Annotated in this window: 12 protein-coding genes; 10 read left to right on the forward strand and 2 right to left on the reverse strand. The window is 39.7% G+C overall.

What is annotated here, in order from left to right:
- Nucleotides 1-55 precede the first annotated feature (55 nt).
- From ATK78_RS06935 to ATK78_RS06950, 4 genes are read left to right on the forward strand one after another with little or no spacing between them, the layout of a single operon-like run.
- A complete protein-coding gene (locus ATK78_RS06935) occupies nucleotides 56-2545 on the forward strand; it encodes an outer membrane beta-barrel family protein (protein WP_133575374.1) in 2490 nt (829 codons plus the stop codon).
- Nucleotides 2546-2563: 18 nt separating this feature from the next.
- Complete coding sequence (locus tag ATK78_RS06940) at nucleotides 2564-4972, forward strand: outer membrane beta-barrel protein (protein WP_133575375.1); 2409 nt, start codon at nucleotides 2564-2566, stop codon at nucleotides 4970-4972.
- Between the two features lie 34 nt (nucleotides 4973-5006).
- Nucleotides 5007-5561, forward strand: coding sequence for an NUDIX domain-containing protein (locus ATK78_RS06945; protein WP_133575376.1), 555 nt, complete (start codon nucleotides 5007-5009; stop codon nucleotides 5559-5561).
- Nucleotides 5562-5598: 37 nt separating this feature from the next.
- Entirely contained in the window at nucleotides 5599-6345 is a 747-nt protein-coding gene (locus ATK78_RS06950; RefSeq protein ID WP_133575377.1) for a lysophospholipid acyltransferase family protein, read from the forward strand.
- Here the strand turns inward: ATK78_RS06950 and ATK78_RS06955 are convergent.
- On the reverse strand, nucleotides 6342-7094 hold the full coding sequence (locus tag ATK78_RS06955; protein ID WP_133575378.1) for a LytR/AlgR family response regulator transcription factor: 753 nt from the start codon (nucleotides 7092-7094) through the stop codon (nucleotides 6342-6344). The two genes, ATK78_RS06950 and ATK78_RS06955, sit on opposite strands and share 4 nt — an antisense overlap.
- A complete protein-coding gene (locus tag ATK78_RS06960) occupies nucleotides 7091-8116 on the reverse strand; it encodes a sensor histidine kinase (protein ID WP_133575379.1) in 1026 nt (341 codons plus the stop codon). The genes ATK78_RS06955 and ATK78_RS06960 overlap by 4 nt, the downstream gene beginning before the upstream one ends.
- A gap of 229 nt (nucleotides 8117-8345) precedes the next feature.
- Between ATK78_RS06960 and ATK78_RS22725 the strand changes: the two genes are divergently transcribed.
- From ATK78_RS22725 to ATK78_RS06985, 6 genes are all read left to right on the forward strand, one after another.
- A complete protein-coding gene (locus ATK78_RS22725) occupies nucleotides 8346-8522 on the forward strand; it encodes a hypothetical protein (RefSeq protein ID WP_166664846.1) in 177 nt (58 codons plus the stop codon).
- Between the two features lie 3 nt (nucleotides 8523-8525).
- Entirely contained in the window at nucleotides 8526-9434 is a 909-nt protein-coding gene (locus ATK78_RS06965; RefSeq protein ID WP_133575380.1) for an ABC transporter ATP-binding protein, read from the forward strand.
- Between the two features lies 1 nt (nucleotide 9435).
- Entirely contained in the window at nucleotides 9436-10218 is a 783-nt protein-coding gene (locus ATK78_RS06970; RefSeq protein WP_133575381.1) for an ABC transporter permease, read from the forward strand.
- A gap of 159 nt (nucleotides 10219-10377) precedes the next feature.
- Complete coding sequence (locus tag ATK78_RS06975) at nucleotides 10378-11946, forward strand: M28 family metallopeptidase (protein WP_243732466.1); 1569 nt, start codon at nucleotides 10378-10380, stop codon at nucleotides 11944-11946.
- A 191-nt stretch (nucleotides 11947-12137) separates the two neighbouring features.
- On the forward strand, nucleotides 12138-12515 hold the full coding sequence (locus tag ATK78_RS06980) for a BlaI/MecI/CopY family transcriptional regulator (protein ID WP_133575382.1): 378 nt from the start codon (nucleotides 12138-12140) through the stop codon (nucleotides 12513-12515).
- Entirely contained in the window at nucleotides 12512-14578 is a 2067-nt protein-coding gene (locus ATK78_RS06985) for a M56 family metallopeptidase (RefSeq protein ID WP_133575383.1), read from the forward strand. Before ATK78_RS06980 ends, ATK78_RS06985 begins: the two co-directional genes overlap by 4 nt.
- The last annotated feature ends 1 nt before the right edge of the window (nucleotide 14579 follow it).

A 14579-nucleotide genomic window follows, 5' to 3' on the forward strand; every position in this document is an offset into this window, starting at 1 on the left:
CCTGGCCGTTCCTTTGTCAATCCATTATAAATTAATAAAAAAAGAAGAATTCGAGATGAAGAATAACGTGTACAAAGTACTGTTTTTAACGCTTGCCATTTGTATTACAACTGTAAAACTTAATGCACAAACAACTGCCGAAGGCAAAATTACGGCCAAGGTTGTTGATGCCCAAAATAATGAAACTATACCCTTTGCCAATGCCATACTAATTGACCGTAAAACAAAAGCGGTTGTTAAAGGTGCCCAGACTGATGCCAATGGAAACCTGGTTATGACAGGTTTACCTATCGGTGTGTTTAGCTTTAAAATAAGTTATGTAGGCTTTCAAACCATGGTTAGAGACTCTGTTTCTATCACCGCTACTCAAAAAGAAGTAAATTTTGGAACCATTAAAATGAAAGGTGCAAAAGGAACTGCACTGAATGAGGTAACCATCAGTGCACCAAAAAGCACGATCCAAATGGGGATCGATAAAAAGATCTTCTCTGTGGACCAAAGTTTGGTAAGTGAAGGCGGATCTGCTTCTGACCTGCTTCAAAATGTTCCTTCTGTTCAAACAGATATAGAAGGGAATGTAAGCTTAAGGGGATCAAGTGGTGTTCGGGTGCTGATTGATGGAAAACCATCACTGATTGCTGGCGGTAATGTAGCCCAGATCCTTCAATCTATCCCGGCAAGTTCTATAGAAAGTGTGGAACTAATTACCAATCCATCTGCTAAATATGATGCTGAAGGCCAATCGGGTATCATCAATATTGTTTTGAAGAAAAACAAGAAGCTTGGCTTTAATGGTTCTGTTGCGCTTACTGCAGGCAACAGGGATAGTTACAACGCCAATACAAACCTAAGTTTCCAGAATAGTAAGGTTAATATCTTTGGTAATTACAGCTACCGTTATGGTAACCGTCCCGGTGGAGGTTACAGTAACATTACGTACCTGAACAGTACATTTCCAACTGTTTTTGCCAATCAAAATACAGATTCAAAATCTTTGGATAAAGGTCACAATGTAAAAGCTGGGATTGATTATTACCTGGCAGAAAAGAGCGTTTTGAGTTTCTCAGGGGGTTTTAACATCAGAGATAACGACAGGAACGAATTGCTGAGCATTGATAAACTTGGGCAGCAAAGTAATCCATTGGAATTAAGCCGCAGGAACAATTCAAATATTGGTACCGGTGGCAGCTACGACCTGAACCTTGACTTTAGCCAGAAATTCAAAAAACCAAAGGAAGAACTTACCTTTAATTTTAGTTTCTCTGAAGGTGACAATGACAACTATCAGATCTACAATACCTACATCTACAATATTGATGGTAATGATGTAAATAACCTGCCTGACATACAACGTAACGATGGTACTGGTTTTAACAGAAACTATAACATACAAGCCGACTACACACTTCCGGTTGGAAAGGTTGGAAAAATTGAAGCCGGTTACCGCAGCCAGATCCGCTTCTCAGAAAACAGCACGTTATCTGACAACTTCAATAACATTACCGGCAATTACGACGTAAATTATGCATTAACCAATGAGTTTAACAGTAAGGATGAGGTTCATGCCTTGTATCTGAACTACCAGAACCAAATTAACAACTTTGGTTACCAGTTGGGCTTAAGGGCTGAAGATGCTGCTTTAAATACCCGTCTGGGTGTTTATGAGGCCAATCAATTGGTTTATTCTCCTGGTAAAGTTGACTATACCCGTTTATACCCAAGTGTGTTTTTAACCCAGAAATTTGCCGGAGAGCAACAAATACAGGCCAGTTACAGCAGAAGGGTTAACCGTCCGAGAGGATGGGATACCAATCCATTCCTGGATGTATCTGATCCGTTAAACTACCGTCGTGGTAACCCGAACCTGAAACCAGAGGATGTTCACGCTTTTGAGTTGGGCTATAGCAAATACTGGACTAAAGTAACGCTGACTTCAAGTGTTTATGTTAGACAAACCAATGATGTGATTCAACGGGTAAGAACTGAGCCTGATGAAAACGGAATTACCATAACTACCCCGCAAAACTTAACCAAGAACCTGTCCAGCGGATTGGAACTGATTGCCCGTGTAGATGTTGCCAAACCATGGAACTTTACCGGAAACGTAAATTTATATCAAAGTAAAATTGAGGGTGTTCCTGCATTTGGGATCGTTGAAAATTCTGGCTTTAGCTGGAATGCCAACTTAACAAATAATTTTGTGTTACCTTATGCGGTAACTTTACAGGTGAAAGCAGATTACCGTGCAGCAGAAGTAATGGCACAGGGTAAGAGAAATGCCATGTTCGGTTTGGATGCAGGTGCAAAATATGATTTTAAGAACAAAAAATCTTCTTTAAGCCTGAACATCAGGGACGTGTTTAATTCACGCAGATGGAGTATGACTACCGAAGCCAATAATACCATTGTTGATTTTAGAAGGATGATGCAGGGTACTATGGCTAACTTAACCTATTCTTATCGTTTTGGTAAAAGCGACTTCGGTCCTAAAAAAGGTAAAAAACCAGATCAGCAGGAAATGCGGTCTGATGAAGAATCATTTTAATATACCCGGCATGAAACCATGAAAACCCTTATCATCAGCCTTTTCTTTGTTCTGATCTCTTTAGGTGCCATGGCACTGGAAAAAGGAATCATCACAGGAAAGGTTGTTGAGCAGGTTGGAGCGCTCTCCATCCCCTCTGCAGTTGTTGCCATCTATTTACCGGGTTCTGAACAGCCCCTGCTCACCACGCCTACGGATGAGAACGGCATCTTTAAATTCAGCAATTTAAAGCCTGGGTCATACACGCTCAAGGTCAGTTACATTGGTTTTACTACACTTACCGTAAACCAAGTTGTGATTACCACGGAGATCCCTGAAAAAAATCTGGGCACCCTAAAGCTAAGCAGCGATCAGAATAACCTGGGTGAGGTTACCATCTCGGCAGACAAGCCCGTGATCCAATTCTCATCGGATATGATTACCTACAACGTTGAGAAATCTATCCTTGCCGAAGGGAGTACCGCAAGTGATGTACTGAAAAATGTGCCGATGGTTGAGATTGATATGGATGGAAAAGCATCTATATCCGGCAAAAGGAGCACACGGATCTTTATAGATGGAAAGCCATCAGATTATATGACCTCCAATATTGGCGACCTGCTTAATGTTTTACCTTCAGACGCGATAGAGAAGATTGAAGTAATGACCAATCCGCCTGCTAAATATTCAGGCGATGGTGAGGGCATTATTAACATTGTGATGAAGAAAGGTTTCAAGATCGGCTTTGGCGGCAATGCAGGTATTACTGCCGGATTGCAGGGAAACACCAACACGAATACCAATGCTTCTTATAAGAGCAAGAACTATTCAGTCAACGGCGGGGCGGCATATAACTATACGATCGGGAAAAATGAAAATCACAATTACCGGGAGAACTTCTTTACAGACACCACTTATTATCACGATAATTATGGCAATAGTGAGAACCTCGGAAACGGCGGTAATGTTAGACTGGCTTTTGACTGGGACATTAGCAAGGCACAAAACCTGCGTTTATCTACAAACTTTAATACCAACAGCAGCACTAGTAATTCCGGAACGGATTATCACTATTTAGATGAGGATCTCATTGAGAATATTGACGGGGACCTGGACAAAAGAAGATTAAGAAATCAATCCAATACCTCTGACGGTAATAACCACAATTTTGTTTTTGATGTAGACTACAGCATAAAAACAGATACCACAGGTGGTAAACTTAGCTTGGGTATTACCTATAATGATAACCAGGACGAGCGGCAGCGCTTACTGAACAGGGATTACTTTTTGCCGGAAACCTTTAGGTCGTCACTTCAGGAAAACAACAATGAGATCAGCAATAACGGGCTTAATCTTAATGCTGATTATGACAAGCCTGTTTTTAAAAAAAGAGACCAGATCGAATTGGGTATTAAGTTCAATTACCGTAAAAACAACAACGATCAGCTAAGTCAGAATTTTGATTATATCACACAGCAATATGTCATTAATGACAACCTGAGCAATGAGTTTCTTTATTATGAAAATATCTTTGCGGGATATGCTGCTTACAATTTAAGAGGAAAAGAATGGAGTGCAAAGGCCGGATTAAGAGCTGAACTAACCGCTGTTAACTTTGACCTTTCTGCTGAAGACATGTATCATATTGATCCGTATCTCAGTTTATTTCCAAATTTCTCTGTGAACCGGCAGTTCAATAAAAAATATACGGTTGGTGCTGCTTATAGCGTGCGGGTTAACCGGCCAAGGGAAAATGCGCTAAACCCCCAGATTAACAATAACGACCCATTAAACATATCTTTTGGAAATCCAGACTTGTCACCCGCTTATGTACAACAGGTAGAGCTAAGTTTTGCTACCTACGGACAACGGTGGTCATTTACCCCGCGTTTATCCTACTCTACCAGTAAAGGCGTAATTGAGCGTTACCGCACCGTTTTTGAAACGGGAATATCAGAAACTACTTATGACAATATCGGAGCCTACAAAACCTATGTATTGATTCTTAACGGCAATTACCGGCCTACTAAGACCATCTCATCAAATGCGAATGTTAGCTTTAGCCAGGATGACTATACATCCTCCTTAAACAGCTCGTTAAGCAGGACTGGCTCAAGTTTAAGGGCCCGCTTTGGAATGTCTATGGAACTTCCCTTTAAAACAGCTTTTGAAGGTAATGTTAATTATGCCAACATTACGAATGCACAAGGCAGAAGTAAAGGTTCTATGACTACATGGATGGGTGCCAGAAAGGTTTTTATGAAGAACAAGTTAAGTGCGAGGGTAAGTATCAATGACCCTTTCGGAAAACGCACTAACTTTTCTACCAATCAGGGCACTAACTTTATAGCTCAAAATTACTGGGCCAGTAATTCCAGTAACGTTACACTGAGTTTAAACTACCGGTTTACCAGGGTTAACAAAATACCGCCGCCACCTAAGCCATAATTAATCTGAAATTAGAATTTTGTTATATTGCACCATGGAAAACATCAATCCCTGGGAAACGGTTGACAGCAAACAAGTTTATGATAACAATTGGATTGGGCTTACAGAGCATAATGTGATCAACCCATCTGGCGGCAAAGGAATTTATGGTGTGGTACACTTTAAAAATTATGCCATTGGCATACTCCCATTAGACCATGATCTTAATACCTGGCTTGTTGGTCAGTACAGATTTCCACTAAATGCATACAGCTGGGAAATACCTGAGGGTGGGGGGCCTCTTGATGCTGAGCCTTTAGAAAGTGCAAAACGTGAGTTGTTAGAAGAAACCGGTTTAACAGCCAGCACATGGATTGAGATTCAGCGGATGCACCTCTCTAACTCCGTAAGCGATGAGCTTGCGATTGTTTACATTGCGAAAGATCTGAGCATGGGTATTGCAGAACCTGAAGAAACAGAACAGTTAATGCTTAGAAAACTTCCGTTTGAAGAAGTTTATCAAATGGTTATTCATGGCCAAATTACCGATAGCATGAGTGTTGCTGCTATTTTAAGAACTAAGATTCTTTTACAAGAAGGAAATTTATAAGCAAATTAAGTAATATTGTACGCTTTTATCAATCACTATGAACAAGTTTTTAGGCTATATATTTAGCCCTGTCTTTTACTTTTTGTTTTTTCTTACGCTGGTTATTTTTCAGCCAGTTCAATGGATTTGCTATCGTTTTTTTGGATATAAGGCACATAAGGTGTCTGTTGATATTCTTAATTTCTTTCTTACGTACTGTGACCTCGCCCTGGGCTCATCCGTTACCTTTGTAAATGACCAGGAACTTCCGGTAAACCGGCCAATCATCTTTATTGCTAACCACCAGAGCATGTACGATATTCCGGCCCTGATCTGGTTTTTAAGAAAGTACCATGCAAAGTTCATTTCTAAAATAGAGCTTACGAAAGGGATCCCTTCAATTTCCTTTAACCTGAAATATGGCGGTGGTGCAAATATTGACAGAAAAGACAGCAAACAGGCTATTTCTGAAATTATAAAGCTGGGCAGAAGGATGAAAGAGAACAACTGGTCTACCGTGATCTTTCCGGAAGGAACACGTTCTAAGGACGGGAAGCTGAAAACCTTTCAGATTGGTGGCATTGCAACGCTTTTAAAGGCGGTTCCTAATGCATTGATCGTTCCCGTTGCCATTGAAAATTCCTGGAAGATTGTACAGTATGGAAACTATCCGTTAAGCTTTGGCGAGCGTTTACGCTGGACGGTCTTATGCCCTGTAGAGCCTGATGCAAAAAAACCGGAAGATATTGTTTTGGAGGCAGAAAATGCAATCCGTGTTCAGCTAAACCAGGTGATTGTACCTTAGATATTTTTATTATCAATGTGCTTAAAGAACTCATCCCGGTAGGTATCCCCTATTGGGATCACTTTGCCATGGATAGAGATCCTGCTGCGCTCGATGCTTTCAATTTTATCCAGCGAAATGATGTATGATTTATGAACCCGGATAAATTGTCCCTGAGGCAATGTCTCTTCCATCTTCTTCATATTTTGTAAGGTTATGATCCGCTCTGCTTTTGTAAAAATAGAGATATAATCTTTTAAACCTTCTATATAAAGGATATCATCCAGTTGGATCTTCTGAATCTTATGTTCCGTTTTTACAAAGATAAAATCCTGAATGGGGTGGGCTGCAGCAGAAAATGGAGCTGATGTAACTACGGGCTGAGGGGTTGGAACAGCTTCTGCAGCTTTAGTCTGCTGGTTATGAACTTTTTCTACTGCTTTATAAAAACGGTCAAAAGCAATAGGTTTTAATAAGTAATCTGATACATTGAGGTCATAACTTTCCAATGCATATTGGGAATATGCTGTAGTAAGAATGTAACTGGCCTTTCCATTCGCGATCTTCAGGAACTGGATTCCGGTAAGCTCTGGCATCTGGATGTCTAAAAACACAAGATCTATACCACCCGCCTGTACCAGCTGAAGTGCCTCGATGGCATTTTCTGTTCGTTTAACGAGTTCCAGAAAAGGCACCTTAGAAACATAATCTTCAATAATATCTAGTGCCAGCGGCTCATCATCAACCGCAATACATTTTAACTTTATCATATATCAAGCATTAATTCACTGGTATAATGGGTTTCCGAATTTACGATATTTAATTTATACCTTTCGGGATAAAGTAACTGTAGTCTTCGTTCTACATTATATAAGCCTACGCCCCCCATCTGGTCTTTATTCGATTTATTCTTTTTATTGGTTACACTAAAATGCAGGATCTTTTGATTGGCGATGATATTGATCCGGATTGGATTTTCAGGATCATTGGCAACACCATGCTTAAATGCATTTTCTACAAAAGAGATGAGGATCAACGGGACGATCTGCTGATCATCAATTTCGCCATTCAGACTAAACTCAACAGCGGCACCATCTTTAAACCGCAGTTTCTGAAGCTCAATAAAGCTTTGAACGTATTCGATCTCCTTACTTAAGGACACCCAGCTGTCATTACTTTCATAGATCATATACCGCATGATCTCTGATAACTTTAAGATCGCATCTGGTGTTTTATCTGATTTCTGATACGCCAGTGAATAGATATTGTTAAGGGAGTTGAACAGAAAATGAGGGTTAAGCTGCGACTTCAGAAACTGGAGTTCCATCTCCTTTTTTTCGCTAACCAGGTTGCGCTGTACGCTTTCATTTCCAAACCAGTCTACCGCAAATTTAATCAGCGAACTGACCACAATAAAGAAACCTGAGGTAAAAATAGTGACCAATGCGAACTTGCCTATTTTTGTATAATATACTTTCTCGGTACTTTCACTGATATGTGTTAAAACAATTTCAGGGTTTAAAGCCGCCAGAAATGTTTTGATTACGCCCATGATTACAATTAGCAGGAAAATGGACAACATGTACAGACCGTACTTTTTTTGTTCCTTAACCAGTAAAGGGATGAGCAGGGTATAGTTAATGTAAAAGATGGAAATGTTTATAATTGCAAAATAGCCAAATCTCACCATTTGCTCGTACATCGTCATCTTTAGATCAACTCCAAGCAGGTTAACGATGGCCATTAATAACCAAAATATAAAATGTACTATAAAGGCACCTTTATTCTTCATCTAGCAGTTCTCAACAAATATTGCATACGTACAAAGTAAAAAAATCTAATGGTTACCGTGGTTGACTTTCGACGAACTGGCATTTTTTTTCTACGAAATTGACAAATAAACCGCTAAATTATAAAGCAGTTCTATTCTGGCGTTGATCTATAATAAAATGGCCTTGGTCTAAAAGATTTTAGCAGCATTTTTAAATTTATTCTATTTGTTTCATCAAAACAAAACGATTATGAAAAGGTTAACAAACGTATCGCCATTTTTACTTTTATTGGTTCCTGTTTTTATCATGATGTTATTAACAATAACTACAAGTAATACCACAACTCAGAATGAAGAAGTTGCTTTAAAATCTTCTGTTGCAGCAAAAGCGGCCACGATCAAAATCAGCAACCCATTCTCTAACTAATATATGAGCGATCTAATCATTGAGACCCGCGGGTTAAACTACTATTTTGGCACACAAAAGGTAGTAGACGATTTGTCTTTAAAAGTTAAGAAAGGAAGTATTTATGGTTTTCTTGGGCCAAATGGTGCAGGTAAAACAACGTCTATAAAAATTCTCCTTAATCTTCTGAAATCTCCTAAAGACACCGTATTTCTCTTTGGTAAAGAAATCAACTCAAATAGAATAGCAAGCTTAAAGCGCCTTGGTGCACTTGTAGAACAACCAGCTATCTATGCACACATGACTGGTAGGGAAAACCTGGTTAACAGGTGCATGCTGCTCAACATAGACAAAGCAAAATCAACAGACCTGCTAGAACTGGTTGGTCTTAGTGATGCGGCTAATAAAAAGGCAGGAAAGTATTCATTGGGAATGAAACAACGTTTGGGTATAGCCCTGGCCTTGCTGTCTGATCCGGAACTGCTGTTACTGGATGAGCCAACGAACGGTTTAGATCCTAACGGCATCATTGAGATCCGTAACCTGATGATAGATCTGGCCAGCAAACATGGCAAGACCATTTTGGTATCGAGCCACCTATTGAGTGAAATTGAACGTATCGCCTCGCATGTTGGCATCATTAATAAAGGAAAACTATTATTTCAGGGAACCATCAATGAGCTTCATGATCTGAGTAAGCCTACTCTGGAAATTGAAGTTCAGAATGCAGCACAGGCCGCATCGCTATTAACTGAAAATGGCTATGAACTGATTGCAACAACAGAAAATAAAATCAGTCTGCTGTTCAAATCTGCAGAAGAGAATGGTAAAATAAATACACTGCTGGTACAAAATGGCTTTATAGTAACCAGCATTTACCAAATCAGAAAAGATCTGGAACACTTATTCTTAGACATTACAAAAAACAACTAATATGCGCTCTTTATTGATATCCCTGCAATCCGAATTTTATAAATCGAGAAAAACACTTGCCTTTTGGGCGGCCATCTTATTACCCGTTGTAATCTGCGGCCTGATTACCTTTGGCTTTTATACCAACTCGGAAAAGATCCTGAAGATGAACTACCCGGGCATGGTATTGTGGATGAACTATAGCGGTGGCGCTCTTGGTGTGATGGGCATGCTGATCCTTCCATTTTACGTCATCTTTATGGCTTTTTCTGTAAATAATATTGAACACAAGAACGATACCTGGAAAACACTCTTCGCACAACCGCTAAATAAACTCTCTATCTATGCAGCAAAGTATCTTTATGCAGTGCTTCTGATATTTTGCTGCTTGTTTTTATTTGCGTCATTAACCTATCTGTTCGGAAACTTACTGCAGGTATTGGTGAAGGGGCTAAAATTCAATGAATATTCACCGATAGAGATCCTATCCAAATTATATTTGAAGCTGTTCTTATCTTCTTTGGGTATATTATCCGTTCAATTTATTATCAGCCTGATCTGGTCAGACTTTCTGAAGCCTATGGGCATTGGCTTTATAGGTATAATTATGGGCATCATCTTGTATACTAAGGGATGGGAATATGCCTATACCGTTCCATATAGTCATCCTTCGATGGCGCTCACTATGGCAAAGGGAAAAGGCACCCCGGAGATTTTTACCCAGGAAATCTATACCAGCTTAATTTACGCAGTTGTATTATTTACAGTTGGTTACTTTATTGTAGCGCGTAAAAGCGTCAAATAACCCATTTAGTTTTAGTTAATAGTTAGATATGGCGGTTTGATACCGCCATTTTCTTTGATTAAAAATTTTGCCGGTCTATCCTTGTAAAAATATTGGGAGGATACCTCTTTTATTTATCATAAAATGTAAATTGAGTTATAATAGCTTAACCTAAATTATATGATGAAAAAATTTACAATCACTATGCTAGCGATCGCGATCTGTTTTTCTGTGCTTGCACAAGAAAAAGTAGATCCGGCAGCAATGCAAAAAATACGCACCGAGGGGCTGGAAAAATCAAAAGTAATGGATATTGCCTTTCAGATCACTGATGTTGCTGGCCCGCGTTTGTCCAATTCACCGGGTTTAAAAAGAGCACAAAACTGGGCAGTTAAACAACTTACCGACTGGGGTTTAAAAAATGTGCAGCTGGAAGCCTGGGGTAAATTTGGGAAAGGATGGCAGGTTGATAAATATTATGCCGCTACAACACTTCCATTTTATCATGCCATTATCGCATCCCCAAAAGCATGGACCCCAGGTACAAACGGGCCAATTAAATCTGAAGTAATTTTAATTAAAGCGGATACCATAACTGACCTGGATAAGTATAAAGGCAAGCTTGCCGGAAAAATCGTATTATTTGACCAGGTTACACTTCAGCCATTGGTAACTACTTACAAACCTGACGCCGTTAAACATCCGGATTCTACATTAGCAAAGATGGAGCAGGCAACACCGGCAGCACAGCGGCCAGGAAGACCGGCAGGCAATAACAATGTGATGGCACAAATGATGAAAATGAGAGAAGTGCGTGCAGCAATGAACACCATGCTCCTGGAAGAAAAAGTAGGCCTAATCCTAACCTATGCAAGGGGTAATCATGGTACTTTCTTTACCAGCAACGGTGCTTCATATGCACTGGATGCAAAACCAGTATCTCCTGAGCTTGAAGTTTCTCCGGAAGATTTTTTGCACATTCTTCGCTTATTGCGTGCCGGAGAAAAAGTAGAGGTTGAGGCCGATATAAAAACATCATTCTATGATCAGGATCCGGACGGATATAATGTGATCGCTGAAATACCTGGAACGGATAAAAAATTGAAAGATGAAATTGTAATGATCGGTGGCCATTATGATTCGTGGCACTCTGCAACGGGGGCAACGGACAACGCTGCCGGATCTGCAGTGATGATGGAAGTGATGCGTATCTTAAAAGCTATAGATTTTAAACCAAAAAGAACCATTAGAATTGCGCTGTGGAGTTCTGAGGAACAAGGTTTATATGGATCAAAAAACTATGTAGCCAAACATTTTGCTGATCCAAAAACAATGATCCTTACTAAAGACCATAAAAAGGTAAGTGCCTATTACAACCTGGACAATGGTACAGGCGCTATCCGGGGAATTTACCTGCAGGGCAATGCCGAGGCAGGGCCGATTTTTAAAGAATGGTTAACCCCGTTTAACGACATAGGTGCTAAAACTGTTACCATTAACAATACCGGGGGAACAGATCACCAGGCATTTGATGCAGTAGGTATACCGGGTTTTCAGTTTATCCAGGACCCAATGGATTACAATACCCGTACACACCATACCAACCAGGATACTTTTGACCGCCTTGTAGAAGAGGATCTTAAAAGAGCAGCTACCATTGTAGCAGCTTTTGTGTACAATACCTCAGAGCGTACGGCACAGATTCCAAGAAAGGAACTTCCAAAAGCTCCGGAAACACCTAAACCGTAAGTTTTAGTTTTAAACAACGAATCCTCTGCGAAATGCCGGGGATTCGTTGTTTAAAAGCCCTTTTTTCTTCTTCAAGAAAAATATATGAAATAAAACTTTGAAAACTAAAATATTAGTTTTAAGTTTATACTACTATCTTAGTTATGAGTGCGCAAACAATATAACCGGATTAGTAAATAATAAACATGGATATGGAAATAAAAGATTTAACAAAAGCGGAAGAACAGATCATGCAGATTGTATGGCAAATAGAAAAGGGGTTCGTTAAAGATGTAATGGATTTCTTACCAGAACCTAAACCTGCATACAATACGGTATCTACCATCATAAGAATACTGGAGGTTAAAGGATTTATTGGCCATGAAGCATTTGGCAAAGCACACCAGTACCACCCTTTGATTAGCAGGGAAGATTATAAGCGTCATGCTACCGAGAAACTGTTGGGCAGCTATTTTGAAAATTCAGTAGAAAGTATGTTCTCTTTCTTTGTTAAAGAGGAGAAACTGGATCTGAGCGATGTAGATGAGATTCTTAAAATGATCAATAAAATCAAAAACAGACCGAAATGAGTTGGGCACACTACATTCTGCAAGTCAATATATACTTAGTTGTATTTTATGGCTTTTATAAGTTATTGCTGGACAAGGAAACGTACTTTATCCTGAACCGTATTTACCTGGTATCTGCCGGGATGCTTTCTCTGGCCATTCCCTTTTTAAGATTTGAATGGTTTACCAAGCAGCCGGTGGCGCAAACTGTGTATATTGGAGTTGATCAGCTGAATCAATTCGTAACACAGGTAGCGATAGCCAGGGAATCCGAAAGTTCTTTTAATCTCGGGAACGTCATTGTTATGCTTTATCTTTTGGGTGTAGTGTTTTTCACAGCCCGGCTGATTTATCAGCTGGTCTCCATTCAGATCATTTTTAAACGCTCTCTTTTTGAACGTTCTCTCTTTGAACCTTCTCTTTTTAAGGGTTCCCTTTTAAAGGGTTCTTTAAAAAATGAGGTAAAGGGTTCTGCTTTCTCTTTCTTCAATAAGAAGATTGTTGACCAGGAACTTCCACAACTTCAAACCATACAACGGCATGAGGAGATCCACTCCAGACAACTCCACACGCTGGATGTTCTATTCTTTGAGGTATTGGGTATCATCACCTGGTTTAACCCTATTACCTACCTATACAAGCTTACGGTAAAGAACATCCACGAGTACCTTGCCGATGAAGAGGCGGCCAAATTTCAGGGCGATAAGGAACAGTATGCATTATTGCTATTGAGCAGTGCATTTGGTATAGCACCAAGCACTTTGACAAACAGCTTCTTTACCAAATCATTGGTAAAGAAAAGGATTAAGATGTTATACAAGGAAAGATCAACTAAAACAGCCATTCTTAAATATGGCTTATTCGTACCCCTTTTTGCCACAACCCTGGTCATGTCATCTGCTACGATCCGCAATAATGAAAATATCCAGGCTATGGCCGGTGAAATTCCGCTAGACCGCCCCCTAACACTGGTAAAGGATGCTGTTATTGAAGTGGTACAGCAGACCATTCCAGTGGCAGTAAAAGAAATAAAGAATCCAGACATCAAAACCGATGTCCGGCAAACAGAGGTTAAAGGTAATCCCGATGCAGATTTAACCGGATTTTACAGCTTTTTACAAAGCAACATAAAATATCCAGATGAAGCCTTTACAGCTAGTGTTCAGGGCAATAGCCAAATTAAATTCAGCATCAAAGATGGCGATATAGAAGGTCTTGGCATTGTGGCAAAATCATTGGGATCAGACTGCGATACAGAAGTAATCAGGACCATACTTTCTTATAAAAATTTTGAAAGTCTGAATGATGGGGATTATTCCATGCTGGTTTCTTTCAGATTAGATGGGGTAAATACACCGATTCAGAACGAAGCAGCTATAGAACTTAAAGGATACAAAACATTAAATCCGATAAACATTATAGCCTTTAAAAAGTCCGCTAATCAGGAGGATGAAAGGGTATATGAGTTTGTAAGCCTGGAAACACAACCCTCCTTTCCGGGTGGGGTTACGAAATTCTATGAATATTTAAAGAATACAGTTAAGTACCCGATAATGGCTCAAGAGGCCAACATTCAGGGCAAAGTATACTTATCTTTTGTAGTAGAAAGAGATGGTGCGCTTACCGATATTAAAGTTGACCGCAGATTGGGTGGCGGAACAGATGAAGAAGCAGTAAGGGTACTTAAAAAATCCCCAAAATGGATTCCTGGGATCCAGAATGGAAGAACAGTACGGGTTAAATACAATATCCCAATAAGTTTTTCCCTGAGCAGCGGAGAGAAAAAGCTGCCAGGTACATCACAAGCTTCAGCTAAACAAAATGCAGTTAAAACAGCATATATGGGTACTAATTTGACGCTTTTAAAGCGGGCTCAGTATGTAAAGAACCCACCGGTATATGTGATCAATGGTGAAAAAAAGAATGAAGCGGCCTTATCTATGCTTAGTGACAAGGAAATAGAGTCCATAAATGTGCTTCAAGAAAAATCAGCTGTTGCCCTTTATGGTGATGAAGGGAAAAATGGCGCAATCCTTATTGTAACCAGGTTAGGAACTATAAAAAGATCTTCGGAAAACAACTAAA

Source organism: Pedobacter metabolipauper (assembly GCF_004362715.1).
Taxonomy (GTDB): Bacteria; Bacteroidota; Bacteroidia; order Sphingobacteriales; family Sphingobacteriaceae; genus Pedobacter; species Pedobacter metabolipauper.